The sequence below is a fragment of the Streptomyces sp. NBC_00259 genome (assembly GCF_036181745.1).
Taxonomy (GTDB): domain Bacteria; phylum Actinomycetota; class Actinomycetes; order Streptomycetales; family Streptomycetaceae; genus Streptomyces; species Streptomyces pratisoli.
This window is the reverse complement of record NZ_CP108080.1, coordinates 5,087,431-5,113,498: the sequence shown is the minus strand read 5'-3', so window position 1 is coordinate 5,113,498 and position 26,068 is coordinate 5,087,431. Positions and strand designations below refer to the sequence as shown.

General features: G+C 72.1%; 24 protein-coding genes and 1 pseudogene. 10 read left to right on the top strand and 15 right to left on the bottom strand.

Annotation, left to right across the window (positions count from 1 at the left end; genetic code table 11):
* Positions 1-147: 147 nt before the first annotated feature.
* A complete protein-coding gene (locus tag OG766_RS23270; protein ID WP_266382635.1) occupies positions 148-813 on the top strand; it encodes an O-methyltransferase in 666 nt (221 codons plus the stop codon).
* 113 nt (positions 814-926) lie between these two features.
* On the opposite strand, the gene OG766_RS23265 is transcribed toward OG766_RS23270, so the two are convergent.
* Positions 927-1,094 carry a DUF3117 domain-containing protein gene (locus tag OG766_RS23265; protein WP_003966491.1) on the bottom strand — a complete coding sequence of 56 codons (168 nt, stop codon included), beginning with the start codon at positions 1,092-1,094 and terminating at the stop codon, positions 927-929.
* Between the two features lie 336 nt (positions 1,095-1,430).
* On the opposite strand from OG766_RS23265, the gene OG766_RS23260 reads away from it, so the two are divergent.
* Entirely contained in the window at positions 1,431-2,231 is an 801-nt protein-coding gene (locus OG766_RS23260) for an enoyl-CoA hydratase/isomerase family protein (RefSeq protein WP_266382634.1), read from the top strand.
* A gap of 393 nt (positions 2,232-2,624) precedes the next feature.
* On the opposite strand, the gene OG766_RS23255 is transcribed toward OG766_RS23260, so the two are convergent.
* A complete protein-coding gene (locus OG766_RS23255) occupies positions 2,625-3,218 on the bottom strand; it encodes a DNA-3-methyladenine glycosylase I (RefSeq protein WP_266382631.1) in 594 nt (197 codons plus the stop codon).
* On the bottom strand, positions 3,215-3,673 hold the full coding sequence (locus tag OG766_RS23250) for a hypothetical protein (RefSeq protein WP_266382629.1): 459 nt from the start codon (positions 3,671-3,673) through the stop codon (positions 3,215-3,217). The genes OG766_RS23255 and OG766_RS23250 overlap by 4 nt, the downstream gene beginning before the upstream one ends.
* A gap of 62 nt (positions 3,674-3,735) precedes the next feature.
* Between OG766_RS23250 and folP the strand changes: the two genes are divergently transcribed.
* Positions 3,736-4,608: a dihydropteroate synthase gene (gene folP, locus OG766_RS23245; protein WP_266384413.1), complete on the top strand. Its 873-nt coding sequence runs from the start codon at positions 3,736-3,738 to the stop codon at positions 4,606-4,608.
* Positions 4,609-4,678: 70 nt separating this feature from the next.
* Here the strand turns inward: folP and OG766_RS23240 are convergent, their stop codons facing one another.
* Both OG766_RS23240 and dapE read right to left on the bottom strand, forming a co-directional pair.
* A complete protein-coding gene (locus tag OG766_RS23240; protein ID WP_266382626.1) occupies positions 4,679-5,461 on the bottom strand; it encodes a TIGR00730 family Rossman fold protein in 783 nt (260 codons plus the stop codon).
* Between the two features lie 108 nt (positions 5,462-5,569).
* On the bottom strand, positions 5,570-6,649 hold the full coding sequence (gene dapE / locus OG766_RS23235) for a succinyl-diaminopimelate desuccinylase (protein ID WP_266382623.1): 1,080 nt from the start codon (positions 6,647-6,649) through the stop codon (positions 5,570-5,572).
* A gap of 94 nt (positions 6,650-6,743) precedes the next feature.
* On the opposite strand from dapE, the gene OG766_RS23230 reads away from it, so the two are divergent.
* On the top strand, positions 6,744-7,682 hold the full coding sequence (locus OG766_RS23230) for a hypothetical protein (RefSeq protein ID WP_443045529.1): 939 nt from the start codon (positions 6,744-6,746) through the stop codon (positions 7,680-7,682).
* A gap of 323 nt (positions 7,683-8,005) precedes the next feature.
* Positions 8,006-8,518 carry an ATP-binding protein gene (locus tag OG766_RS23225; RefSeq protein WP_266382621.1) on the top strand — a complete coding sequence of 171 codons (513 nt, stop codon included), beginning with the start codon at positions 8,006-8,008 and terminating at the stop codon, positions 8,516-8,518.
* A gap of 152 nt (positions 8,519-8,670) precedes the next feature.
* Here the strand turns inward: OG766_RS23225 and dapC are convergent, their stop codons facing one another.
* Together dapC and fdxA are read right to left on the bottom strand one after the other, a co-directional pair.
* The gene (gene dapC / locus OG766_RS23220) at positions 8,671-9,768 is read right to left on the bottom strand and encodes a succinyldiaminopimelate transaminase (RefSeq protein WP_328726123.1); all 1,098 of its coding nucleotides are present in this window, start codon (positions 9,766-9,768) and stop codon (positions 8,671-8,673) included.
* Positions 9,769-9,883: 115 nt separating this feature from the next.
* The gene (gene fdxA / locus OG766_RS23215; protein ID WP_003985062.1) at positions 9,884-10,204 is read right to left on the bottom strand and encodes a ferredoxin; all 321 of its coding nucleotides are present in this window, start codon (positions 10,202-10,204) and stop codon (positions 9,884-9,886) included.
* Between the two features lie 139 nt (positions 10,205-10,343).
* Between fdxA and OG766_RS23210 the strand changes: the two genes are divergently transcribed.
* Positions 10,344-11,351, top strand: a complete 1,008-nt coding sequence (locus tag OG766_RS23210) for a GNAT family N-acetyltransferase (RefSeq protein WP_328726122.1) — start codon at positions 10,344-10,346, stop codon at positions 11,349-11,351.
* Between the two features lie 17 nt (positions 11,352-11,368).
* Positions 11,369-12,208, top strand: a complete 840-nt coding sequence (locus OG766_RS23205; RefSeq protein WP_266382613.1) for a transglutaminase-like domain-containing protein — start codon at positions 11,369-11,371, stop codon at positions 12,206-12,208.
* A 177-nt stretch (positions 12,209-12,385) separates the two neighbouring features.
* Here OG766_RS23205 and OG766_RS23200 read toward each other — a convergent pair whose 3' ends face one another.
* The 4 genes from OG766_RS23200 to OG766_RS23185 all read right to left on the bottom strand — a co-directional run bounded on the left by OG766_RS23200 (position 12,386) and on the right by OG766_RS23185 (position 16,244).
* A complete protein-coding gene (locus OG766_RS23200; RefSeq protein ID WP_443045528.1) occupies positions 12,386-14,509 on the bottom strand; it encodes a hypothetical protein in 2,124 nt (707 codons plus the stop codon).
* Positions 14,510-14,697: 188 nt separating this feature from the next.
* Entirely contained in the window at positions 14,698-15,087 is a 390-nt protein-coding gene (locus OG766_RS23195) for a DUF6113 family protein (RefSeq protein WP_328726120.1), read from the bottom strand.
* Positions 15,087-16,025 carry an N-acetyl-1-D-myo-inositol-2-amino-2-deoxy-alpha-D-glucopyranoside deacetylase gene (mshB, locus tag OG766_RS23190; RefSeq protein ID WP_328726119.1) on the bottom strand — a complete coding sequence of 313 codons (939 nt, stop codon included), beginning with the start codon at positions 16,023-16,025 and terminating at the stop codon, positions 15,087-15,089. The genes OG766_RS23195 and mshB overlap by 1 nt, the downstream gene beginning before the upstream one ends.
* A 24-nt stretch (positions 16,026-16,049) precedes the next feature.
* On the bottom strand, positions 16,050-16,244 hold the full coding sequence (locus OG766_RS23185; RefSeq protein WP_266382581.1) for a hypothetical protein: 195 nt from the start codon (positions 16,242-16,244) through the stop codon (positions 16,050-16,052).
* A gap of 201 nt (positions 16,245-16,445) precedes the next feature.
* On the opposite strand from OG766_RS23185, the gene OG766_RS23180 reads away from it, so the two are divergent.
* Positions 16,446-18,575, top strand: a complete 2,130-nt coding sequence (locus OG766_RS23180; protein ID WP_328726118.1) for a S9 family peptidase — start codon at positions 16,446-16,448, stop codon at positions 18,573-18,575.
* 93 nt (positions 18,576-18,668) lie between these two features.
* Here the strand turns inward: OG766_RS23180 and OG766_RS23175 are convergent.
* Together OG766_RS23175 and OG766_RS23170 are read right to left on the bottom strand one after the other, a co-directional pair.
* Positions 18,669-20,201: pseudogene (locus OG766_RS23175) on the bottom strand (alpha/beta hydrolase); the annotation flags it as partial.
* Positions 20,202-20,469: 268 nt separating this feature from the next.
* Entirely contained in the window at positions 20,470-21,210 is a 741-nt protein-coding gene (locus OG766_RS23170; protein WP_266382577.1) for a siderophore-interacting protein, read from the bottom strand.
* 79 nt (positions 21,211-21,289) lie between these two features.
* On the opposite strand from OG766_RS23170, the gene OG766_RS23165 reads away from it, so the two are divergent.
* Positions 21,290-23,374, top strand: a complete 2,085-nt coding sequence (locus OG766_RS23165; protein WP_266382574.1) for a penicillin acylase family protein — start codon at positions 21,290-21,292, stop codon at positions 23,372-23,374.
* Entirely contained in the window at positions 23,364-23,975 is a 612-nt protein-coding gene (locus OG766_RS23160; RefSeq protein WP_328726117.1) for a GNAT family N-acetyltransferase, read from the top strand. The genes OG766_RS23165 and OG766_RS23160 overlap by 11 nt, the downstream gene beginning before the upstream one ends.
* 46 nt (positions 23,976-24,021) lie before the next feature.
* Here OG766_RS23160 and OG766_RS23155 read toward each other — a convergent pair whose 3' ends face one another.
* Both OG766_RS23155 and OG766_RS23150 read right to left on the bottom strand, forming a co-directional pair.
* Positions 24,022-25,080, bottom strand: coding sequence for an ABC transporter ATP-binding protein (locus OG766_RS23155; protein ID WP_266382568.1), 1,059 nt, complete (start codon positions 25,078-25,080; stop codon positions 24,022-24,024).
* A complete protein-coding gene (locus OG766_RS23150; protein WP_328726116.1) occupies positions 25,073-26,059 on the bottom strand; it encodes an ABC transporter ATP-binding protein in 987 nt (328 codons plus the stop codon). Before OG766_RS23150 ends, OG766_RS23155 begins: the two co-directional genes overlap by 8 nt.
* Positions 26,060-26,068 lie beyond the last annotated feature (9 nt).

Here is a 26,068-nt window from a genome sequence, read left to right as displayed (position 1 = left end):
CTACCATAGCCACCTCGCCCGTTAGCTCCGGATAAGAATCTTTACGCGAATTTGGGAACGGGTGGCGCGCGTCCACACCTTTCCCCTGCTCTTGCACAACGCCCGGTCCCATCTGCGGGTTCCCGGGTGCAGCGGATACAGTCACGGTTGCGCCAACTACGGGGACAGGAGAGGGTCATTACCGCCAACCGGCAGACGAGCTGGGCGTTCGCCGACGCCTTTGTCGCCGAGGACGAAGCACTGCGCTGGGCCCGTGAGCGGGCCCGGGAGGCAGGGCTGCCCTCGGTGTCGCCGGGCACCGGTGCCGCGCTGCGGCTGCTGGCCGCGACGGCGGGCGCCAAGGCGGTGGCGGAGATCGGCACGGGCACCGGGGTCTCCGGGATCTATCTGCTGCAGGGCATGCGGCCGGACGGCGTGCTGACCACGGTCGACCCCGAACCGGAGCGGCAGCAGTTCGCCCGGGAGGCGTTCCGGGCCGCCGGCTTCGCGGCGAACCGGGCGCGTTTCATCCCCGGCCGCGCCCTGGACGTACTGCCGCGGCTCGCCGACGGCGGATACGACCTCGTCTTCTGCGACGGCGACCGCATGGAATCGCTGGAATGCCTAGCTGAATCGTTGCGCCTGCTGAGACCCGGCGGCCTCGTCTGCTTCGAGGGCGTCTTCGCGGACGGCCGCACGGTCGATTCGGCGGCCCAGCCCGGCGAGGTGCTGCGGGTGCGGGAGCTGCTGCGAACGGTGCGGGAGAGCCAGGAGCTGCTGCCGTCGCTGCTGCCGGTGGGCGACGGCCTGCTGTGCGCGGTGCGCCGCGGCTGACCGCCGCGAACAACGGCCTCCTCGGCCCCGCCGGCACGACGCGGACACGGCACTGCCCCGGCTCAGCGTCATACCGAGCCGGGGCAGCACAGAAAGGTGTGGGCGCTTCCGCGTCAGCCGACGACCTTCTTGAGGGCGTCGCCGAGGGCGTCTGCCTCGTCCGGAGTCAGCTCGACGACAAGCCGACCGCCGCCTTCGAGCGGAACGCGCATGACGATGCCCCGCCCCTCCTTGGTCACCTCGAGCGGGCCGTCGCCCGTCCGCGGCTTCATGGCCGCCATGCTCGTTCCCCTTCCTGAAACCAGCTCATCGTCAGCCGACGGCCCCCTGGGTGGGCACACGTCACCGGCATCGAACACATTGCTTCCCAGCCATTATCCCGCATCGCGGGACCCGATGACCAACATCAGTCGGCATCGCTTGCGCAACGCGCTTTCGCAAAACCACTCATTTCGGGGATCCGCCTGCGATACTTCGCCCTCGCGCCGGTCTCAGGCACCGATCCGACAGCGTGAATTCTTTGACGCAGGTCACATACCGGTGCGTATGTCGGGCCTACTCGATCTCCGCCATGCTGGGCTCGACATCACTGCCCGAGGTGCGAAGGGGACCCTGCCATGGCGGACACCGTGCTGTACGAGGTGAGCGACGGACTCGCGACGATCACGATCAACCGGCCCGAGGCCATGAACGCGATGAACGTCGAGGCCAAGGTCGCCCTCCGGGACGCCCTGCTGGCCGCCGCCGCGGACACCGGCGTACGGGCGGTACTGCTCACGGCGACGGGCCGCGCCTTCTGTGTGGGCCAGGACCTCAAGGAGCACGTCTCGCTGCTGATGTCCGACAAGGAGTCGGGCAGCAGCCACACCATGAACACCGTGCGCGAGCACTACAACCCCATCGTGCGGGCCATCACCGAGATGCCGAAGCCGGTGGTGGCGGGGGTCAACGGCGTCGCCGCGGGCGCCGGGATGGGCTTCGCCCTGGCCGCGGACTACCGCGTCGTCGCCGACTCCGCGAAGTTCACGACGTCCTTCGCCGGGGTCGCGCTGACCGCCGACTCCGGGGTCTCCTGGACGCTGCCGCGGCTGATCGGCCCGAGCCGTGCCGCGGATCTGCTGCTCTTCCCGCGCTCGATCACCGCGCAGGAGGCGTACGAGCTGGGCCTCGTGAACAAGCTCGTGCCCGCCGACGACCTGGCGGCCGAGGCGGCGGCCGTCGCCCGGGCGCTGGCCGAGGGCCCGACCCTGGCCTACGCCGCGATCAAGGAGTCCCTCGCGTACGGCTCCGGTCACTCGCTGGCCGAGACGCTCGACAAGGAGGACGAGCTCCAGACCCGGGCCGGCGCCTCGGAGGACCACGAGATCGCCGTACGGGCCTTCATCGCCAAGGAGAAGCCGCAGTACCTCGGCCGCTAGGCGCCCGCCGACCACGACCGGGCACGGCCGGGCGGGCGGGCCACCGCCCCCGGGCTGCCCGGCGGGCGCGGTCCGTCCGGCGGGCGCGGGGCGTCAGGCCGCCGGAGTCGGCAGACAGGCGGGCGACGAGCACGGTCGCGCTCGGACCCCGCCCGACCAAACCGCCCGCCGTTCGGCGCCTGGGCCGGCGCCGGGCAGCGGGCCCGGCCGCAGACGGGCTCGGAACCCCCGACCAAGCCAACCGCGTGCGGGCGCCCGCACGCGGGGCGTGCAAGCCGCCACTCGGACCCGCCCGACAAACCGCCCGCGCCGGGCGGCCGGGGCACCGCTCCGGTCCCGGCCCGGCTTCCCCGGCGGGCCGTGACCCGCGGCGGACGTGGGGCGGCGCGGGCGTCAGGTCGCCGGTGTCGCCCTGCGGGCCATACAGCCCGCCAGATGGTCGTCGACCAGGCCGCACGCCTGCATCAGCGCGTAGGCCGTCGTGGGGCCGACGAACCGCAGTCCGCGCTTCTTGAGGTCCTTGGAGAGGGCCGTGGACTCGTCCGTGACCGCCGGGACGTCCGCGATCGTGCGCGGCGCCCGCCGCCCGGCCGGGTCCGGCGCGTACGACCAGATCAGCGCGTCCAGTTCGCCCGCCGGCCAGCCGGAGAGCACCTGGGCGTTGGAGACGGTCGCCTCGATCTTCAAGCGGTTGCGGATGATGCCGGGGTCGCCGAGGAGGCGCTCCTTGTCGGTGTCGGTGAAGGCCGCCACCGACGCGATCCTGAAGTCGGCGAACGCCTGACGGAAGCCCTCGCGGCGGCGCAGGATCGTGATCCAGGAGAGCCCGGACTGGAACGCCTCCAGCGACAGCCGCTCGAACAGCGCGTCGTCCCCGTGGACCGGCCGGCCCCACTCCTCGTCGTGGTACGTGACGTAGTCCTCGGTGGACAGGCCCCAGGGGCAGCGCAGCCGCCCGTCAGGCCCCGCCACGGCACCGCCGCTCATCGCTCCTGCTCCTCGCCCGGCTCCGTCCCCTTGTCGAAGAAACCGGGCCGCTCCTTCGGCTCGTCCTCGGGCCGCTTGTCGAACAGCTCCGGCCGGCCGGCCGCCGTCGCCTGCCGCCCGGCGAGCATCGACTCCAGCTCGGCGATCCGCGCGTCCCGCTCCGCGAGCTCCGCGCCGAGGCGGCCGAGCACCTCGTCGACGTCCGCCATGCGGTAGCCGCGCGCCGTCACGGGCAGGCGCAGCGCCTCGACATCGGCGCGGCCCACCGGGCGTGTCACCGGCAGCGGGTCCACGAGCCGCTCGGGCGCCACCTCGGGGAGGACCGCGGTCTCTCCGCCACCGACCACCGCGAGCGTGACCGCGGCGATCACCACGACCATCGCGATCAGCAAGAACCAGAACACAGCGCGCGCCTCTCCCCGGAGCAGGAAACCGTCCGCTGCCGATCGTGCCATGCGCCACCGACAGTTAAGGTCGCAGGCGACCGATCGCGAGGAGGAAACAGCGGATGCAGGGGATGCACGACGGGACTCTGCGGCTGGGGCGACGCGAATTCGGCGCGCACGAGCCGGTGATCATGGCGATCGTGAACCGGACCCCGGACTCCTTCTACGACCAGGGCGCCACGTTCCGTGACGAGCCGGCTCTCGCCCGTGTCGAGCAGGCGGTGTCAGAGGGGGCCGCCATCATCGACATCGGTGGCGTGAAGGCCGGTCCCGGTGAGGAGGTGACGGCCGAGGAGGAGGCGCGTCGTACGGTCGGATTCGTCGCCGAGGTGCGCAGGCGCTTCCCGGACGTGGTGATCAGCGTGGACACCTGGCGGCACGACGTGGGCGCGGCGGTCTGCGAGGCGGGCGCCGATCTGCTCAACGACGCCTGGGGCGGGGTCGACCCGAAGCTGGCCGAGGTGGCGGCACGCTATGGCGTGGGCCTCGTCTGTACGCACGCCGGCGGGGCGGAGCCGAGGACGCGGCCGCACCGGATCGCGTACGACGACGTGATGGCGGACATCCTGCGGGTGACGACCGGACTGGCGGAGCGGGCGGCGGAGCTCGGCGTGCGCAGGGACGGGATCCTCATCGACCCCGGCCATGACTTCGGGAAGAGCACCCGGCACTCGCTGGAGGCGACCCGGCGGCTCGGCGAGATGGTGGACACGGGCTGGCCGGTGCTGGTGTCGCTGTCGAACAAGGACTTCGTGGGCGAGACGCTCGACCGCCCGGTGAAGGAGCGGGTGATCGGCACCCTCGCGACGACCGCGGTGTCGGCGTGGCTCGGTGCCCAGGTCTACCGGGTGCACGAGGTCGCGGAGACCCGCCAGGTGCTGGACATGGTGGCGTCGATCGCCGGGCACCGGCCCCCGGCGGTCGCCCGCCGGGGACTGGCCTGACCCCGCCCCCACCGCCGGCATCGGTCCTGGGTCCCGGCCCCGGGCCGAGGTCCGGGGCCGGGCCGGGGCCTCAGGCCTCGAAGCCCTCGTAGGCGACCGGCGCGGGCGGCCCGGTCTCCTTCGTGACCAGGGCGACCGCCTCGTCGACGTCGTCCGTGACGTGGAAGAGCAGCAGGTCACGCTCGGACGCCTTGCCCTGGGCGACCACGGTGTCGCGCAGCCAGTCGACCAGGCCGGACCAGTACGCCGAGCCGAAGAGCACGATCGGGAAGCGGGTCACCTTGCGGGTCTGGACGAGGGTGAGGGCCTCGAAGAGCTCGTCCAGGGTGCCGAACCCGCCGGGCATGACGACGAAGCCCTGCGCGTACTTGACGAACATCGTCTTGCGGACGAAGAAGTACCGGAAGTTCACGCCGATGTCGACGTGCGGGTTGAGCCCCTGCTCGAAGGGCAGCTCGATCCCGAGCCCGACGGAGATGCCCTTGGCGTCCCGTGCGCCCCTGTTGGCGGCCTCCATCGCCCCCGGCCCGCCCCCGGTGATCACGGCGAAGCCGGCCTCGACGAGGGCCCTGCCGATACGGATTCCCGCCTCGTACTCGGATGTGCCGGGCGCGGTCCGCGCGGAGCCGAAGACGCTGATGGCACTGGGCAGTTCGGCGAGTGCGCCGAAGCCCTCGACGAACTCCGACTGGATGCGCATGACCCGCCAGGGATCGGTGTGCACCCATTCGGAGTCGCCTTCGGTGTCCAGCAGGCGCTGGTCCGTGGTGCCGGGCTGGATCTGCTCTCTGCGGCGCAGCACCGGACCCAGCCGCTGTTCCTCCGGCCGCCGTGCTTCGTCGGGGTTGCCCATGACCTGCTCCCTCCGCTGCGGTGCTCGTTCCAGGTCAGGGTAGGTCGAAGCAGGTGGACAAGAGCGAAATTCCGGAGGTCGGGCACGCGGAGGTCCGGATGCGTGGCCTCACGTGGTGAGCCAGTCGCGGAGCCGCTCCTCGCAGTGGGTGATCCTGTCGATGGCCACGTGCTCGTCCCGCTTGTGGGCGAAGAGCGGGTCGCCGGGGCCGTAATTGACCGCGGGAACGCCCAGCGCGCTGAACCGCGAGACGTCGGTCCAGCCGAACTTGGGCTGTGCCGATCCGCCGACGGCCTCCATGAAGGCCGCGGCCGCCGGGTGCGACAGCCCGGGCAGCGCCCCGCCCGTGTGATCGTCCACGATGAACTCGGCGACCCCGCAGTCCGCGAAGTACTCGCGGACATGGGCCTCCGCCTCCGCCATGGTGCGGTCCGGTGCGTAGCGGTAGTTGATCACCACGGTGCACTCGTCGGGGATGACGTTGGTGGCGACACCGCCCTCGATCCCGACGGCGTTGAGGCCCTCGTGGTACCGGAGTCCGTCGATCACCGGGCGCCGCGGCTCGTACGTGGCGAGCCGGGCCAGGATCGGGCCGGCGGCGTGAATGGCGTTGGATCCCATCCAGCTGCGCGCGGAGTGTGCGCGTTCCCCGGTCGTGCGCAGATGCACCCGTAGCGTGCCCTGGCAGCCGCCTTCCACCTGAGCGTCCGAGGGCTCCAGGAGGACGGCGAAATCGCCCGTGAGCCAGTCGGGATGGGCCTCGGCCACATGCCCGAGACCGTTGAGGTGGGCGGCGACCTCCTCGTTGTCGTAGAACACGAAGGTGAGGTCGCGGTTGGGCTCGGGAACGGTCGCGGCGATCCGGAGCTGGACGGCGACGCCCGACTTCATGTCCGAGGTGCCACAGCCCCACAGGATGCCGTTCTCGTCCAGCCGGGAGGGGACGTTGTCCGCGATCGGCACGGTGTCGATGTGACCGGCCAGGACGACCCGCTCGGCGCGCCCCAGGTTCGTCCTGGCGACGACGTTGTTGCCGTGCCGGTCGACGGTGAGGTGGGGCAGGGCGCGCAGCGCGTCCTCGATCGCGTCGGCGAGGGGCTTCTCGTCACCGCTGACCGACGGGAAGTCGATGAGGCGTGCGGTGAGGGCCGGGCCGTCAAGGGTGAGATCAAGCGCGGTTTCGGGCATGGCTCCGACCCTAGCGTCCCGTACGGACACCCCTGCGGGCCGTGGTCCGAGGTGCCCGGCCCGGCCGCCCGGGGGCTCCAGTACGGTGGGCGGCGTGACCAAGACCGCCTCCCCCGTCCGGCGCGGCCGCTCCCTCCGTAACGCGGCTGCGCTCGCCGTGCTGCTGGCGCTGGTCGCGTACGTGGTCGTGCAGTACGAGAGCGGCGGCGGCGCGCCGCGCTGCCGGGTGCACACCGCTGAAGGCGACGGCCCCGGTGCGGGTACGTCGTACGAACTCAGTCCGGAGATGGCCGCCAACGCCGCCACGATCTCCGCGGTGGGCACGACCCGTGGCATGCCGGAGCGCGCGGTCACCATCGCGCTGGCGACGGCGCTGCAGGAGTCGGCGCTGCGCAACATCCGCCACGGCGACCGGGACTCGCTCGGGCTCTTCCAGCAGCGTCCCTCCCAGGGCTGGGGCAGCGCGCAGCAGATCCTCGACCCGGTCTTCTCCGCCGGGGCGTTCTACGACCATCTGGCCAAGGTGCCGGGCTATTCGCGGCTGCCGCTGACGGAGGCGGCGCAGCGCGTCCAGCGCAGCGGTTTCCCGCAGGCGTACGCGAAGCACGAGCCGGACGCCTCGCTCCTCTCCGCGGCGCTGACCGGCCGCTCGTCCGCCTCCCTGACCTGCACGGCGGCGCCCTCCACCAAGACCGGCGACCCGGCGAAGGTCCGCTCCGAACTGGTGCGCTCCTTCGGTCCTGAGATCCTCCCCGCGATCGGCGGCAAGGGCCGGGCCGGGGCTCCGCAGTCGGCCGAACTGATGATTCCGGTGAACGCGACGAGGGCGGCGGGCACCGGCGGCGCCGACCGTCGCGGCTGGGAGCTGGCCCACTGGGCGGTGGCCAAGGCGGAGGAACTGCGCATCTCGGAGGTCTCGTTCGGCGGCAGGGTCTGGAGCGCGGACGAGGCCGACGAGGGCTGGCGCTCGGCCGAATCCGAATCCGAATCCGAATCGGCCGGCGGGACGGTCCGCATCCGCATCGCGCGTTAGCGAAATCCTCCTCGCGCAATCGTCCGAGCGGCCACTCTCCCGAGTTATGCCGCGCGCGTCATGGCGATGTTTCCCCGGCTTGTTCGAGCCGATTCGAGACGGGTCCCCAATTCCGTTGCCCCACAAGGGAAGTGACGGTTCGGCAGGCTGTCCGCACGCATATTGTTCGCCCGTTTTTGTCCACAGCCGATTATGCGATGCATTGCAAACTCTTTACCTTGCCCCACCGCAACCTTCCCGGGCCCACAAGGGGTTGTCACTGCGTCCGGACACCGGACATTCACCACAGTCACCACCCAACGCAATCTCGTCGAAGGAGCATCATGTCCCTCCCCCTGACCCGTCGGATCGCCCGTGTCGCGCTGCTCGTCGCAGCCGGCGCAGCTCCCGTGGTCGGTGCGGCCGGCTCCGCGAACGCCGTGGACCTCCCCACCCAGGACCTGGGCAACGGCGGCCTGACCCAGCTCGACGGCGACGTGGCCGGCTCCGCCGTAGACGGAGCCGCGCGCGAGGTCGTCGGCACGGCGAACGAGGCCGGTGGCAAGGTGGTCGGCACGGCGTTCCCTGCCGCCGCCACGACCCTGGGCGGCGTGGCCAGGACGGGCCTGCCCACCGCGCAGGAGACGACGGGGGAGGCCGCGGCGGACGCCGCCGGCCTCCTGGGTGGGACCATGACCACCACGGCCGCCCACGGCCTGCCCGCGGCCGAGGGGCTGACCGGCGGCGGCATCCCGGACGCGGGCGCCCTGCTGCCCGCCGGGGAACTTCCCACCGGCGGACTGCCCACCGGCGATCTGCCCACGGGCACTCTCCCGGTGCAGGATCTGCTCGCCTGATCCGCCGGTCCACGGCACACGGAAGGGGCCCTCGGGAGCACGAACTCCCGAGGGCCCCTTCCGTACGGTCTCCGCTTGCCTACGGCTCGTCTCCGGCGCGGCTGTGGCGTCCGTACGGTCGCGGCCTCCGTGCGGTTCGCGTCCGTACGGCCTCAGCCGAGACGCTTGACCGCCGCCTCGACCCGCTCGTCGGTCGCCGTGAAGGCGACGCGCACGAACCGCTCCCCCGCCTCTCCGTAGAAGTCGCCCGGCGCCACCAGGATGCCCAGCTCCGCCAGGTGCCCGACCGTGCCCCAGCACGGCTCGTCGCGGGTCGCCCACAGATAGAGGCTCGCCTCACTGTGCTCGATCCGGAAGCCGTGCTTCAGCAGTGCCTCGCGCAGCGCGTCGCGCCGGGCCGCGTACCGGGCCCGCTGCTCCGTGACGTGCGCGTCGTCGCCGAGCGCCGCGACCGTGGCCGCCTGCACCGGGGCGGGCGTCATCATCCCGCCGTGCTTGCGGACCTGCAGCAGCTCGCCGAGCACGGCCGCGTCGCCCGCGATGAAGGCGGCCCGGTATCCCGCCAGGTTGGAGCGCTTGGACAGCGAGTGGACGGAGACCAGACCGTCGTACGTACCGCCGCAGACGTCCGGGTGCAGCACGGAGACCGGCTCGGCCTCCCAGCCCAGCTCCAGGTAGCACTCGTCGCTGAAGACCAGCACACCGTGCTCGCGCGCCCAGGAGACGATCCGGATCAGCTCGTCCTTGCCGAGGACCCGGCCGGTGGGGTTGGACGGCGAGTTCAGCCAGAGCAGCTTCAGCCCGGCGGGGTCGAGGTCGGTGACCGGGTCGTCGTAGACGACCGGCGTCGCTCCGCAGAGCCGCGCGCCGACCTCGTACGTCGGATAGGCCAGCCGGGGGTAGGCGACCTTGTCACCGGCCCCCAGGCCGAGCTGGGTCGGCAGCCAGGCCACCAGTTCCTTGGACCCCATCACCGGCAGCACATTGGTGTGGGCGAACGACACCGCGCCGAGCCGGCGCTCGCACCACGACACCAGCGCGTCCCGCAGCGCGGCCGTCCCCCACACCGTCGGATAGCCCGGCGAGTCCGCGGCCGCGACGAGCGCCTGCTGGATCAGGGCCGGGACCGGGTCGACGGGCGTGCCGACGGACAGGTCGACGATGCCGTCCGGGTGGGCCGCGGCGGTCGCTTTGTACGGCTCCAGCTTGTCCCAGGGGAAGACGGGGAGACGGGACGATACGGCGGACACGGTGCTCACTCTCTCGTTCGTACGGCGGCGCGCTGCGGCGTCGCCTGCCGGGCGGACCGGCACAAACGCCACGGCCCCGTACGGCGGACGCACCGTACGGGACCGAGTCGCGCTATCAGCCGTTCTGCGGCGGCAGTGCGGCGATGAAGGGGTGGTCCCGCTCGATCAGGCCCAGCTTGGAGGCGCCACCGGGCGAACCGAGCTCGTCGAAGAACTCGACGTTCGCCTTGTAGTAGTCCTTCCACTCCTCGGGAGTGTCGTCCTCGTAGAAGATCGCCTCGACCGGGCAGACCGGCTCACAAGCACCACAGTCGACGCATTCGTCCGGGTGGATGTACAAGGACCGTGAGCCCTCGTAGATGCAGTCGACGGGGCACTCCTCGATGCACGCCTTGTCCTTGACGTCGACACAAGGCTGCGCGATGACGTAGGTCACGCTGTCGTTCCTCCTCGGTAGGGCGCGGCGTCCGGTCTGCGGCTCGCCGCGGGGCTGCGCGGGAGCGCGGCGTCGTCGATGCCCGCACCTAGTATCTCCGTTCCTGGGGATGATCCGAACAGGAGGGGAGGACTGAGCTGTGGAATTCACTGCAGGCGGACGACTGGAGGTCCGCATCACCCCCTCTGACGTGGGAAAACGTGTCTCCGTGCGGCGGCGCGCCGAGACGGGGTCAGAAGCGGGGAAGTTCACCGACGCGGTCGGGGTTCTCACATCATGGGACGAGGGTGTGCTGCTGATCACACGCAGGACCGGGGAGACCGTCCGCATTCCGGAATCGTCGCTGGTCGCGGGCAAGGTCGTCCCCACCGCCCCGGCCCGTAGGCGAGGCCTTCCGGCAGCCTCCTTCGAGGAGCTGGCCCGGGTCTCGGCCCGGTCCTGGCAGCCGGTGGAGAGCGCTCCGCTCGGTGACTGGGTGCTGCGGGCGGCGTCCGGCTTCACGCGCCGCGCGAACTCGGTGCTGACGCTCGGGGATCCGGGGATACCGCTGGACGAGGCGCTGATACGGGTCCGGTCCTGGTACGCGGACCGTGGTCTGCCGGCCTATGTCCAGACCGCGACCGGGGCGGAGGGCACCCAGGAGGCGCTCTGCGCCGAGCTGGAGGAGCACGGCTGGGAGCGCGAGGTGACGGCGGAGCTGCGCGTCGGCGGGCTCGCGGCTCTCGGCGACCTGGACGCGGATGTGGAGCGGGTGCGGCTGGGCCGGTCGGTCGACGAGTCCTGGCTCCGGCGTTACCAGCGGTCCACTGTGCCGGGCCCACATGTGCTCAAGGTCCTGTCCAGCGGCCCTTCGGTATGGTTCGCCACCGTGCCGGGCGAGTCGGACGTTCCCGCGGCGATCGGCCGCTGTGTGGTCGACGGACGCTGGGCCGGGTTCATGGCGGTGGAGGTGGACCCTGCCTACCGCAGACAAGGACTGGCCACGGCCGTGATGGCGGCGCTCGCCCGGCGGGCGCTGGACGAGGGGGCCTCGGCGGCCTGGCTGCAGGTCGAGACGGACAACGGCGGGGCCGTGGCGCTGTACGACGGGATGGGTTTCGCGGTCCATCACCTCTACCACCATTTCCGATACTCCCGATCTTCCTGAGCGGGTACGAGACGCATATGCACCCGCCACACCCCGAGGCCACGCACTGGCGGCGCCGCTTCGCCGAGGAGGCCCGCTCCGAGCGGCCCGACCTCGCGACGCTGTGCCTTCTGGTGGGCGCGGAGGCGGACCCGGGGCTGGGCGAGGCGGGACTCGACGCCGCGCAGATCGAGCTGGACCGGCTGGCGGGCATGCTGCCGTACGGGATGGCAGGACCCCACAACTGGGTGGCCGCGATGGCCTCGCTGCTCGGCGACCGCTGCGGTTTCCACGGCACCCCCGGCTGCTACCAACGGCTGGAGTCCTCCCTGCTCCACGAGGTGCTGAGGCGGCGGCGCGGCCTGCCCATCCTCCTGTCCGTCGTCTGGATGGAGGTCGCCCGCCGTGCCGGCGCCCCGGTGTACGGCGTCGCCCTCCCCGGCCATTTCGTCGTCGGGTTCGGCGACCCCGAGAACCCGGTGCTGGCCGACCCCTTCGCGGGCGGCCGGCTGCTGACCGGGCCCGACGCGGAACTCCTCGTCGCGGGCGCGACGGGCGCCCCGCTCGACCCCTCGATGCTGGTCCCGGCGAACCCGCTGGAGATCGTCCTGCGCATCCTCAACAACATCCGCGCCTGGTCCGCGGCCCGCCCGGAACACACGGCGGTCGCCCTGTGGGCCATCGACCTGGCGCTCCTCCTCCCCGCTCATCCCGCCCGTCTCCGCTTCGACCGCGCCCAGCTCCTCGTCCAGCGGGGCGACTTCCTCTCCGGGGCGGCGGAGATGGACGCGTACGCCGACGTCGTCTCGGCGGTGGAACCGGCCACGGCGGCGGCGATCAGACGGAAGGCGCACGCGGCGCGGGCGATGCTCAACTGAGGGGCCCGGGAAGCGCGTGAGGGGCCCGGGAAGCGCGCACGACGCGCTCGCGCGCCGGGGGAGGGCGTCGCCGCGCCGGTCCCTCTGATCGTGGCCCTGAAGGCAGCACGATGCCCCCGCTCCGGAAGTCCGGCGCGGGGGCATCGCGCGTGGTGCGGTCGGTGCCTGGAGCGGGTGTCAGCCCTGAGGGTTGAGCTCGATCGTGCGGGTTCGCTCCGCAGGGGTCTTGCCGCGAAGGGCGTCGCGCATGACGAAGGCGACGTCGTCCGCGCTCAGCGGGTGCTCCTTGCCATCGCCCTTGGTGATCGTGATGCCGTCGAAGGTGCCGTCCAGGAGCTCGGTGATGGCCTGCTTGTTGTAGACCTCGACCAGTTTCCCTTCGACCGCCTTCATCGAGAGGATCTTCGGCAGGGACTTCGACGGCCCGAACTGGATCTCCTTGCCGCCCGCCCTGATCGTGATCAGGTCGGACATGGCGGGCTCGGCGAACTCCTTCATCGCCCGCTGCAGCTCGGCCTGGGTGATCGTGGGTTCGCGCGTGGCGACGGGCAGTTCGACGTTGTTGGCGCGGCCCGTCTCGACCTGGGCACGGTAGGCGTCCTTCACCGAGATCATCGACTTCTGGACGTCCAGCGCCTGGCCCGACTTGCCCGGTACGGCGACCGCCTTGCCCGGCTCGAACGTGATCGTGCCCTCGGTCGCCGAACCGGAAGTGCCCGCCAGGTCGGTCAGGGCGACGACGAGCTTCTCCTCGTCGACCGGGATCACCGGCTGGGCGACGCGCTCGCCGCCGAAGAGCGAACCGATGACCGAGACCGGGTTGTAGTCACTGCCGGCCGCGGCGCGGACCGTCGCCTGGCTGTCCAGGGAGAGGCCCGCCTTGTCCGGAGGGAGCTGCGCCTTCGTGCCGCCGACGGTGAGCTGGAGCGGGGAGGCGGCGCGCTTGCCGAGGGCCCCTTCCAGCTTGGAGACGGCCTGTTCCTTCGTGCCGCCGCCGATGTCGACGCCGAGGACCGTGGTGCCCTTGGGCACGTCGGAGTGGTTCAGCAGCAGTCCGGCGCAGTACGCGACGCCGAGGACACCGAACGCGCCGGCGCCGACGAGCACCAGCTTCGAGCGGCCCTTCTTCGCGGGCCTGGACGACGAGGCGGCAGGCGAGGACGGCACCGGCGAAGGGCCGGGCGTGGTGCGCGCCGAGGTGGCCGGGCCGGGGAAGTCCATGGCCGAGAAGTCGGCACCGGGACCGCCAGGGCCACCCGGACCGCCCGGCCCAGGACCGCTGGGATCGGAGGGCCACGGCGACGGCATGCCGTCGGGGCCGCCGGGCACGAACGGCGAGCGGTGCTCCGGCGGAACCACCGGGATGCCGCTGGTCAGCGTGTCGCCGGAGACATTGCCACCGGGAACACCGCCACCCGGACCAGGAGGAACGCCCGGGCCGCCGGCACCGTGTTCGGGCGCGGGCTTCTGCGGGGTGAGTACGGCGGTGTCGTCGCTCATCCGCGGCACCCCACCGCCGGGAACGCCACCACCGGGAACACCACCGGCCGGACCGCCTTGGGCGAACGGCGAGCTGCCGGTGGCCGGTCCCGTCGTGGGACCCGAGGGAGCGGCACCCGGCGGCCTGAGCCCGGGCGTGGGCGCGCCACGGCCGGCAGCGTCGGCGTTCGACGCGAGGTCGTCGAGACCGCTCCGGGGCCGCGCTCCGGACGCACCGGGCATCCTGTGCGCGCCCGTGTCCTCGGGACGCGACGCCGGATTCGCGTTCGGCCCCGGGTTGGGCCGCGGGCCGGAACCCGTCGCCTGGGCCGGAACGGAAGCCGGCGGAGGCGTCGGTGCCGGTGCGGGCGCCTTGCGGGGGGCGAACCAGTCGCTGGTCTTCTCCTCGGCCGGCTTCTCCGCCGCCTCGGCCTGACCCGCGTCGCGCCCGGCGTCCGTGGTGGCGGCGGTGGGCTGCGCGGGCGCGGGCGGGCGCGGCGTACTGCCCGTGCGCTCCGCCGCGCTTTCACGCGCCGCCGCGGCGTTCTTCTTGTCCAGGTCGCTCATAGGCGTCCGCATGACGACGGGCGGAATCGGACGCGAACCCGGGATGTTGATCCGGATCCGGGTCGTCAGCGTCGTCTCGGTCCTGGGTTCGTCAGGCTGTCGCGTGGACGCAGGCTCTGTTCTCTCCTCCGGAGCGTCCTGCGTGGGGTGCAGCGACGGATACTGGCGTGATCCGTACGGCGGTGTCCCCGAAGGGTACGCAGCTCCGCCACGCCCCTGGGGGCCGGAGGACGAACTGTCAGTTTCACGGCTCAAAGCAGGTTCTCCCGGTTGGCTCCGCCGCCCGTTCCTACTGGTTCCTGTTGCTGCGGGCGGCTCGGCGGCGCGCACCACCATACTGGCCGTCGCCGATTTCTATCCGGCGACTGCGGGAAGCGACGTTCCGCGGCCGACCCTGCGGGCGTGGGCAATTCGGCCTCAGATGGGACACGTCACTTATCAAGTCAGGCTGAGGGCGCGCCGGGTTGCGGCAATCGCGAAATCGTGGCGCACATCACAGCCAGCACCGTTCCCCCGAGCAGGAAGACGATCTCACCGAGGCCGCCGGCGAAGACGCCGTCGCCTTCCGGCCGTCCCGCGCTGAGGAGCAGCACCGAGACGATCCAGCCCGCGGCGGGGGCGACGACGCCCAGCTGGGTGCCGGTCGTGCGCAGTCCACCGTAGAAGAGTCCGGCCGCACCGAGCAGCGCGAGCAGCAACCCGGCCGGGAACCAGGCGGCTTGGACGAGCGATCCCGCGGCTCCGACGACCAGGCCGAGGACGGCGAATCCGACGTACGCGGCGATGCGTCCCGGCTTCGACGGCCTCGCTGTCAAGGCTCCGGACTGGCTCATCACACTGCCTCCTGCGTCGTCGTACCGGCCGGACCGTCCGTGCCGCCCGTACCGTGGACCGTACCTGCGAACAGGTCGTGCTCGCGCCGGCCGGCCGGCACGCCGGGGAGTCCGCGCACCAACTGGTAGTACTCGGTGGTGAACAGCGGCTGGCCGAGATCGTTGGAGAGCGCGAAGAACGGCCCGTCGACCGCGATCTGCGTGGCGTGTGCGCGCATCGCCGCGGCCTTGTGCGCGGTGTACGCGGCGCCGTCGATCTCGGCGGTGATCTCCGCGTCGTCCACTACGCCGGGAATGTCGTCGATGTGCGCGACGCCGGGGAACTCGACGTTCGCGGCGCGCAGCCGGGCGAAGCCCGCTTCGGCGACCGAGCGCGGCACCCGGTTCCAGTAGATCTTGGCGATGGTGTGCGGCGAGCCGAGATCGCGCCGGAAGGCGGGCTCGGCGGCGAGGTCGGCCGCGCGCATGGCGACGCGGTGCGCCTGGATGTGGTCGGGATGCCCATAACCCCCATGCGGGTCATAGGTGATCAGCACCTGCGGCCGGACGCTGCGGATCACCTCGACGAGATACGGGGCGGCCTCGTCCACGGGCGTGTTCCAGAACGCGCCCGGCCGGCGGTTCTGGGGAACGCCCATCATCCCGGAGTCGCGGAAGCGTCCCGGGCCACCGAGGAAGCGGTGGTCGGCGACACCCAGTTCCTTCATCGCGGCGGCCAGTTCGCCGATCCGGTGCGCGCCGAGGCCGTCCTCCTTGTCGGGGGCCAGGTGCGCGAGCTCGGGCGGGATGACCTCGCCCTCCTCGCCGAGCGTGCAGGTGACCAGGGTGACCCTGGCACCCTCCGCGGCGTACCGGGCCATGGTGGCGCCGTTGTTGATCGACTCGTCGTCGGGGTGCGCGTGCACCAGGAGCAGACGACGGGCTGGGAGATCCGTCATGGCTCCCAGCCTACGAGGCCCGGACTAGAACTTGAGGCCGCCGATCATGCCCGCCACGTTCGTGGTCAGCTGGCTGATCGTGGGTGCGATGGAGGAGCTGGCGAGATAGAACCCGAGGAGCATGCAAACCGCCGCATGTCCGGCCTTCAAGCCGGATTTCCTGACCAGCAGGAAGACGACGATCGCCAGCAGCACCACCGCCGAAATCGAGAGTGCCACGGCGGTTCACCTCCACAGAATATTCGGTCGGGAACGGGCAGCAGCATGTGCCGGAAGGTTCCTACCCACCTAGCGCTACGGATCATAACTATCCGTTCCGCCGCATCGATCGGTGCACGGCAGCACATGGGGGCGCACACCCTCCGCCCAGCGGGTCCGAGGCAGGGAAAAGGTCCGGCCCACTCGGCTAGGTTCGGTCGCATGACGTTGAAGCAGCAGCCCTCCTTCCCTCGCCAGTACGCCAGGACGCAGCGCTTCACTCTGGGCGCACCGCGCGCGTTCACGGTGTCCCCGGACGGTTCCCGGGTGGTGTTCCTGAGGTCCCCTTCGGGGACGGAACGATCGCACCGGCTCTGGGTACTCGACCTGGAGGGGGAGGTGCGCGAGCGGCTGGCCGCCGATCCGGAGGCGCTGCTCGGCGGCGCGGCCGAGGAGTTGTCGGCGCAGGAGCGGGCGCGGCGCGAGCGCAGCCGTGAGGGATCCGGGGGCATCGTCGGGTACGCCGTGGACCGCGAGGCGGAGTTGGCGGCCTTCGCGCTGTCCGGACGGCTGTTCACGGCGGAGCTGCGGGCCGGGACGGCGCGTGAACTGCCCGCCGCCGGGCCGGTGATCGATCCGCGGCCGTCGCCTGACGGGCGTCTCGTCGCGTATGCGGCGGGCGGCGCGCTGCGGGTGACCGGTGCGGACGGCGAGGGCGACCGGGCGCTGGCCGAGCCGGAGGACGAGCACACGACGTACGGCATGGCGGAGTTCATCGCGGCCGAGGAGATGGGGCGATCGCGCGGTTTCTGGTGGTCCCCCGACTCGGACCGGCTGCTGGTGGCGCGGGTGGACGGGGCTGCCGTACGGCGCTGGTGGATCGCGGACCCGGCGCATCCGGACCGGGAGCCGGCGCGGATCGGGTATCCGGCGGCCGGGTCGGCGAACGCGGAGGTGCGGCTCCTGCTGGTGGGGCTGGACGGGGCGCGCACCGAGGTCGTCTGGGACCGGGAGCGGTACCCGTATCTGGCCCGGGTGCACTGGTCGACGGCCGGGGCCCCGCTGCTGCTCGTCCAGACGCGGGACCAGCGCACGGTGCTTCATCTCGCCGTGGACACGGAGAGCGGTGCCACGCGCACGGTGCATGTCGACGAGGACCCGGCCTGGATCGAGCTGCTGGACGGGGTGCCCGCGTGGGCCCCGGACGGGCGGCTGGTGCGGATCGCCGACGAGGGCGGGGCGCGGGTGCTGGCCGTGGGCGACCGGCCGCTCACGGGGCCGCAGTTGCACGTGCGGGCGGTGCTGGACATCGGCGGGTCGGACGTTCTGGTCTCGGCGTCGGCCGGCGAGGACGCGGCCGAGCCGGAGATCGGCGAGATCCATGTGTACCGGGTGAACGAGCTGGGGGTCGAGCGGGTCTCCGAGGGTGCGGGGGTGCATTCCGCGGTGCGCTCGGGGGCGGTGACGGTGCTCGCGTCCGCGCGGCCGGGCGTGGTGAGCGGCACGGCGGTTCAGGTGCTGCGGGAGGGGAAGCCGCTCGCCACCATCGCCTCGTATGCGGAGGAACCGGTGATCACCGCCCGCGTACAGCTCGTCGAAGGGGGCGCACGGCGGATCCCGTGCGCCGTGCTGCTCCCGTCCGACTTTCAGGAGTCGGACGGTCCGCTTCCCGTGCTGCTGGATCCCTATGCGGGACCGCACGGACAGCGCGTGGTCGCCGCGCACCATCCGCATCTCACCTCCCAGTGGCTCGCCGACCAGGGTTTCGCGGTGCTCGTCGCGGACGGGCGCGGCTCTCCCGGCCGCTCCCCCGGCTGGGAGAAGGCGATCAAGGATGATCTGCCGGTCACCCTCGACGACCAGATCGAGGCGCTGCACGCGCTGGCCGGCCGGTTCCCGCTGGATCTCGGCCGGGTGGGCATCCGCGGCTGGTCGTACGGCGGCTATCTGGCCGCGCTCGCGGTGCTCCGCCGGCCCGATGTGTTCCACGCGGCCGTCGCGGGCGCCCCGGTCACCGACTGGCGGCTGTACGACACCCACTACACCGAGCGCTATCTCGGCAGCCCCGAGGAGCAGCCCGAGGTCTACGCGGCGAACTCCCTGGTCACGGAGGACGGACTGACCGATCCGGCAGAGCCCGTCAGGCCGTTGATGATCGTCCACGGCATGGCCGACGACAATGTGGTGGTGGCACACAGCCTTCGGCTCTCATCGGCACTGCTCGCGGCGGGCCGCCCCCATGAGCTGCTGCCCCTCACGGGCGTGACACATATGACGCCCCAGGAACAGGTCGCGGAGAACCACCTGCTGCTCCAGGTGGAGTTCCTGAAGAGGTCGCTCGGGGTCGCCTAGCCCGGTCGCGGAAGGACCGGCGGGAACCGCCCCGCCGTCCCCGGCCGGCGTCCTCGTGGCGAACGGCGGAGTGTCCTGCTCGCAGGTCGCGCCGGCCGGGGGCAGCGCCCCGCTGAGGACGTAGCGGACCACGTGCCCTCCCACGCAACTGCTCGGATTGTCCAGGGCGGTGTGTCCGTACCCGTTCAGCGTCAGCAGCCGGGCGTCATCCAGCTCCCGGGCCATGGCCTCGCCGCCCTGGTAGGGCGTGGCCGGGTCGTACGTCGGGTTGACCACGAGAACGGGGTGGGCGGTGGGGCGGTCCCACGGGCCGGCGTAACGTCCGGCGGCCTCGGCCGGCCAGCTCGCGCAGGGCTCGTTGGCCCAGGCCCACCAGTGCCCGAGGTCACCCGCCCGCTCGGCACTCAGCCCGTCCAGCGCGGAGTAGCGTTCCGGGTCCCGCGGGTTGGCGCTCTCCGCGCACATCACGCCGTAGACCTGCTCGAAGCCGGGGTACCGCGGGACCCCTGCCGGCGGCGAGGACTCGCGCGGTGCGCGCCCCTCCCACAGCGTCTGCAGGGTCCTCGCCGTGTCGGTCCAGCCCGGGTGGACCGTGTACAGCCCGGCCCGTACCTCGCTGACGGCCCGCGCGTACGTCCACGTCCCCGTGGGCCGCTCCGACAGCCGCCCAAGCAGCTCGCCGAACTTGACCCGGGTCGCCTCCGGGCTGCCCGCGGAGAACGCACAGCCGCTCAGCGGGGCGCGGCCGCACAGATCCAGGAACTGCCCGAGGACGTCGGCCGAACCCAGGTCCGAGTCCAGACGCAGGAACGTGCTCAGCTCCGGCCCCGGTCCCGTCCCCCTCGGCCCGGCGCCTTTCGCCCAGGCCCGCGGGTCGACGTTCCCGTCCACGACCAGACGGCCGACGCGGTGCGGGAACAGGTTCGCGTAGGTCGCCCCCAGGAAGGTGCCGTAGGAGACGCCCCAGTACCTGAGCCGCCGCTCGCCGACCGCCTGACGCAGCCCGTCGAGGTCGCGTGCGGTGTCGGCGGTCGAGATGTGGCGCAGCAGCTCCGGGTCGCGCTGTCCGCAGCGGCGGGCGAGATCGGCGTACGCCGCGACGAAGGTTCCGCGCTCCTCGGCCCCGACCGGGAACGGGGGAACGTCCTTGATCCACGCGGCGGCCTCCTTCGCGCTGCCGAAACACCGTACGGAGGTGCTCTCCCCGATGCCGCGCGGGTCCCAGCTGACGATGTCGAACCGCTCGCGCAGCTCCCGGGGGAACTTCGCGTACTGCCCGGGCAGCCCCACGGTGCCGGCCCCGCCGGGCCCGCCGGGATTGAAGAACAACGATCCGGCACGCCGCCCGGGGGCGGTGGCCCTGGCCCGGATCACCGCCAGTTCGATGGTCCGCCATCGAGGACGCGTGTGGTCGAGCGGGACGTTGGCCGTCGCGCACTCGAAGCCCCGCTGCGCCTTGCCCTTGCAGGGCCGCCACTCCAGCACGATGCCCCCGTCGCCCGCGGGCGGGCCCCCGCGGGACGGAGCGGCCGCGACCGGCCCGCCCACCGCGACCGAGGAGATCAGCAGGGCTCCGGCGACGCAGAGGGAGCCACGGCGACACCGGCGCTTCGTGATTCCCTGCATCGGCGGAACCCTCCGTCGCGGCCGGCCGTGTGGCGGCACACCCGATCGGCGTACCCACTGCCATCAGACGGGCCCCGCACGGAGCGGGCAACAGACGCACCGCCGAACGGGTGGCCCCACGGGCACAAGCGACCGGCCGGAGCCACATGGCGTGCTCCGGCCGGTCTACGGCACCCGCACGGCCGTACGCGATTCAGGGTGGCGTGTTCGTATATCGGTGCCGATTCGGCCAAGTTGCCTGACTGTTAACGAACTTGATGAGCACTTGTCATGCTTTGACGGGCTCCGGACGCCAGTAGCCGAGGGCACTGACCCGCTCCTTGGGGAGGGCCAGCTCCTTGCGGACGTACGACGTGAGGGACCGCGTGGTCGCCGTGTCGCAGGCGATCCAGACGAACGCGCCCTCCCGGTCGTCGCCGAGCAGCCCGGGCAGCGCGGCCCGCACCTCCTCGACGAGACCGGCCCCGTCGTCGCGCCGCGGCACCTGGCGCAGCTCGTGGTGCGCGGTGTCGGCCCGTACGGGCAGTTCGGCGTCCGTGCCGTGCGGGGTCTCGAACCAGATGGTGGCGGGGACCCCGGGCATCGCGTCGAGCAGGGAGTTGATCGCGGGCAGCGAGGCGGGGTCGCCGACGACGAACAGCCGCGACGGCAGCGGGTCCGGCACGGAGAAGCCGGTGCCCTGGACCGTCGCCTCTATGGTGTCGCCGGGCTTGGCGTTCCGGGCCCAGTCGCTGGCGCAGCCGTCGTGCAGCGCGAACTCCAGGCTGAAGGTGCCTGCCGCGGGGTCGGGATCGACGAGGGTGTAGGCGCGCTGATGGGGCTTGCCCGCGTTCTCGAACCAGAGCCGCACCCACATCGTGGGATGCACTCCGGTGGCGCCGAGCATGCCTCCGTCGGTGAGCTGCAGTCGGCGGTACCGCTCGGTGACCTGCTCCGCCCCGGTCACCGTGAATGCGAAGTCCTTGCCCCGCATCAGCTTGAGGACCACGCCCTCCCAGCCATGCCCCACCGCTGTCTCCTCCCCATGCGCCCAGTAAGGTTAGGCCAGCCTAACCTAAAGGCAGATCAAGCAGGAGAGCGGGGACAGTGTGACGACCGAGGTCTACCGGGATGCCTGGGGCATCCCGCATCTGCGCGCGGCCGACGGCCTGGAACTGGCCTTCGCGCAGGGGCGGAACGCCGCCACCGACCGGGCCTGGCAGATCGAGGTCGAACGGCACCGCGTGCAGGGCACGACCGCGGCCTTCCTGGGCGCGGACGCCGTGGTCTGGGACCGGTTCGCCCGCCAGTCCCGGCTCGCGGACACGGCACGTCGCTGCTTCGAGGCGCTCGACGCGGACACGGCGGCCTGGGTGCGCGCCTACGTGGACGGGGTCAACGCCGGGCTCCCGGAAGGAGCGGACGGTACGCCGGAGTTCGCGGCGACCGGGCTCACGCCCGGCCACTGGGATCCCTGGGTGCCGCTGGGCATATGGATATCCGCCCACATCCTGTTCGCCGGCTTCCCGACCAAGCTGTGGCGCGAGGAGGTCGCACGACGGCTCGGCGACGGGGCGACCACGCTGTTCGCCACGGACGGCCCCGGCACCTCGGGCAGCAACGGCTGGCTGGTCACCGGTGACCGTACGGCCACGGGCGCGCCCCTGATCGCCGGCGACCCGCACCGCTTCATCGAGGACCCGGGCATCTACCAGCAGATCCATCTGGTCTGCCCGGACGTCGACGTCGTCGGCCTCGCCGTCCCCGGCGTCCCCGGACTCGCCCACTTCGGCCACACCGGCTCCGTGGCCTGGGCGATCACCAACGCCATGTCCGACTACCAGGACCTGTACCGGGAACGGCTCAGACGCTCCGGCACCGGAGTCGAGGCCCAGGGTCCCGACGGCTGGCGCCCGGCCACGCACCACCGCGAGACGATCGAGGTGGCGGGTGGCGAGCCGGTCGAGATCGAGGTGATCGAGACGGACCGCGGCCCGGTGATCATCGGCGGCCTCGCGGCCGACGGAGCCGCCTCGGTGGCGGAGGCCATCAGCCTGCGCTACCCGCCCCGTGTCACCGCCCGTCTCGGGTTCGACGCGATCCCGGCGCTGCTGCGGGCCCGCACCGTCGCCGACGTGGACCGGGCCTTCGACGCCTGGGCCGAGCCGGTCAACGTGGTCCACGCCGCGGACACCGAGGGCGGGCTGCTGCACCGGGTGGCCGGGCGCGTACCCGTGCGGCACGAGGACAACCGGCTGCGGGTGGTGCCCGCGTGGGAGCACGGCCACGAGTGGCAGGGCTGGCACGACACGCCCCGCGCCGACGTCGAGGACATCGCCGTCATGGCGAACGCCCGCGGGATCGCCACCCCCCTCGGCGTGGAGTTCGCACCGCCGCACCGGGCCGACCGGATCGCCGGCCTGCTGCGGGAGTCGAAGAGCTGGACGGCGCCCGCGATGGCGGCCGTCCACACCGACACCCATCTGGCGTCCGCGGCTCCGCTGCTGGAGCTGGTCGCCGGACTTCCCGCCCTGTCCCCCGAGGCCTCGGCGCTGCGGGACCGGTTGCTGGCCTGGGACCGGCGGATGGAGGCCGACAGCACGGACGCCGCCCTGTACGCGGCCGTGCGCTCCGCCGTCGTACGGCGGCTCGTGGCCCACCCGGAACTGGCCGTGCTCACCGAACCGTTCGGGTATCCCGAGGTGTTCGTGCCCTGGCTGTACCCGCCGGTGAAGGTCGCCTACGCCCTGGAGACCCTGCTGACGACCGATCACCTGCCGGGCATCGACCGCGCCGGCGTGGTCCGCGCGGCCGTCGACGAGGTCGCGGCGGCCGGCGAGCACACGGCCACCTGGGGCGAGCTGCACCGGCTCGCGCCCTGGCAGGCACTGCCCGGCACGGCCGGCGAGGAGTGGCCGGGACTGCCCGGCGACCACGACTGTGTGCTGGCCACGTCGAGCGTCCCCGGCGTCACCGACCACAGCGCCCGCGGTCCCGCCGCCCGCTACGTCTGGGACCTCGCCCGGCGCGAGGACAGCCTCTGGGTGGTCCCGCTGGGCGCCCGGGGCATCCCCGGCGACCCCCACCACCGCGATCAGCTGCCCCGGTGGCTGCGCGGCGAATTCGTCCCCGTCGTCACCGACTTCGACCAGCTCACGCTCGAGCACCGCACCGAGGAGAACCATGACCACTGAGCCCGCCGTCAGACCCGAGGCCCTGTACGAGGAGACCGTCGAAGGACTGGGCACCGTACGGGTCGACCGCCTGGACCCGCAGCGGGACGTGGACGTCGTCCACTCCTGGGTCACCGAGGAGCGGGCGCGCTTCTGGGGCATGGCCGAGGCGAGCCGCGCCGAGGTGCTGGAGATCTACGAGCACCTGGACTCGCTCACCACGCACCACGCCTTCCTCATCCGCGTCGGGGACGAGCCCGCGATGCTCTTCCAGACGTACGAGCCGGAGGCCGACCGCGTCAGCGAGTGCTACGACGTCGAGCCGGGCGACATGGGCGTCCACCTGATGATGGGCCCCCCGAAGGGCGCACCACGGCCCGGGTTCACCGCCACCATGCTCTCGGTCCTCGTCCACTACGTGCTGGCGGACCCGCAGGTGCGCAGGGTCGTCGCCGAGCCGGACATCCGCAACGAGAAGGCGATCGAACGGCTGGCGCGCACGGGCTTCGAGCTGGGTCCTCAGATCGTGCTTCCGGAGATCGACCTCCCCGAGGTGTTCCTCCCGGAGAAGAAGGCCCGGCTGGCGTTCCTCACCCGTGAGGGCGCGCAGGCGCAGGACTGAGACACGGTCCGGGGCGGGGCCGGGCGGACTCCGGGGCGGAGCGCGCTCAGCCCTGCGCCCCGGGGGCCGGCACCACGTGTTTCTCCTCCGCGAAGTGACAGGCGGAGTCGTGCTTCGCCGGCCCCTGTGCGAGCCGGAACTCCGCCGGCACCGCCAGTTCCGGCACCTCCAGCGCGCACCGTTCCCGCGCCTTCCAGCAGCGGGTGCGGAAGCGGCAGCCCGAGGGAATGGCGGTCGGTGAGGGAACGTCCCCGGACAGGACGATGCGCTCCCGGTGGGCGCGGGCTCCAGGGTCGGGCACCGGCACCGCCGACAGCAGGGCCTGGGTGTACGGATGGGTCGGATGGTCGTAGATCTCGGCGTCGCCGCCGATCTCCACGATCCGCCCGAGGTACATCACGCCCACCCGGTCCGAGATGTGCCGCACGATCGACAGATCGTGCGCGATGAACACGTAGCTGAGGCGGAACTCGCTCTGCAGCCGGTCGAGCAGATTGACGACCTGCGCCTGCACGGACACGTCGAGCGCGGATACCGGTTCGTCCGCGACGATGACCTCCGGCCGCAGCGCCAGGCCGCGCGCGATGCCGATGCGCTGGCGCTGGCCGCCGGAGAACTGGTGCGGATAGCGGTTGACGTACTCGGGGTCGAGCCCGACGACCTCCAGCAGCTCCTGCACCCGGCGGCGCCGCTCGCCCTTCGGTGCCGCCTCGGGGTGGATCTCGTACGGCTCCCCGATGATGTCGCCGACGGTCATCCGGGGGTTCAGCGAGGTGTACGGGTCCTGGAACACCATCTGGATGTTGCGGCGTACGGCCCGCAGCGCGCGCCCGGACAGCTTGGTGATGTCCTCGCCCTTGTAGCGGATCGTCCCGCGCGTCGGCCGCTCCAGGTTCACCAGCATCCGGGCGAGGGTGGACTTGCCGCAGCCGGACTCGCCGACGATGCCGAGGGTCTCTCCGGGGAAGAGGTCGAGGTCGACGCCGTCGACGGCCTTGACCGCGCCCACCTGCTTCCTGAACAGGACGCCCTGGGTGAGCGGGTAGTGCTTGTGCAGGTCGCGCACCTCGATGATGGGCTCGGTGGGTGCGTTCGGCTCAGCCATTGAGGCACTCCCGCCAGAAGAAGCAGGCGCTGCCCCGGTCGCGGTTCACGGGGAACACCTCCGGCTCGTCGGTCGTGCACACGTCCTGGGCCATCGGGCAGCGGGGGTGGAAGGCGCAGCCCGGCGGAACGGCCATCAGGTTCGGCGGCAGGCCGCGGATGGCGTACAGCTCCTGCCCCTTCTGGTCCAGGCGGGGAATCGAGTCGAGCAGGCCACGGGTGTACGGATGGGCGGGCGCCTTGTAGATGTCGTGGACGGGGGCGGTCTCGACGATCCGGCCCGCGTACATCACGGCGATCCTGTCGGCGACGTCCGCGACGACACCGAGGTCGTGCGTGATGAGGACGAGCCCCATGCCGAGTTCGCGCCGTAGCTCGGCGAGCAGATCCATCACCTGCGCCTGGACCGTCACGTCCAGCGCGGTCGTGGGCTCGTCGGCGATGATCAGGTCCGGCTCCAGGGCCAGCGCCATGGCGATCATGATCCGCTGGCGCATGCCTCCGCTGAACTGGTGCGGGTACTGGCCGACCCGCTCCTTCGCGGCGGGGATGCGGACCCGGTCCATCAGCTCGACGGCCTTCGCCCGGGCGTCCTTCCTCGACATGCCCCGGTGCACGATGAACATCTCGCCGAGCTGGTCGCCGACGGTCAGCACCGGGTTGAGCGAGGACAGTGCGTCCTGGAAGATCATGGCCATTCCGGCACCGCGGATCTTCCGGCGTTCCTCCTCCTTGAGTGTCAGCAGGTCCTGGCCGCGGAAGAGGATCTCGCCGCCGGTGATCCGGCCGGGTGGGACGTCGAGGATGCCCATGACGGCCTGTGCGGTGACGGACTTCCCGGAACCGGACTCGCCCAGCACGGCAAGCGTCTCGCCCGCGGCGACGGAGTACGAGACACCGTCGACGGCCTTGGCGACGCCGTCGCGCGTACGGAACTCCACCTGCAGGTCGCGCACTTCGAGCAGCTTCTCGGGATTCATGCGGTGGCT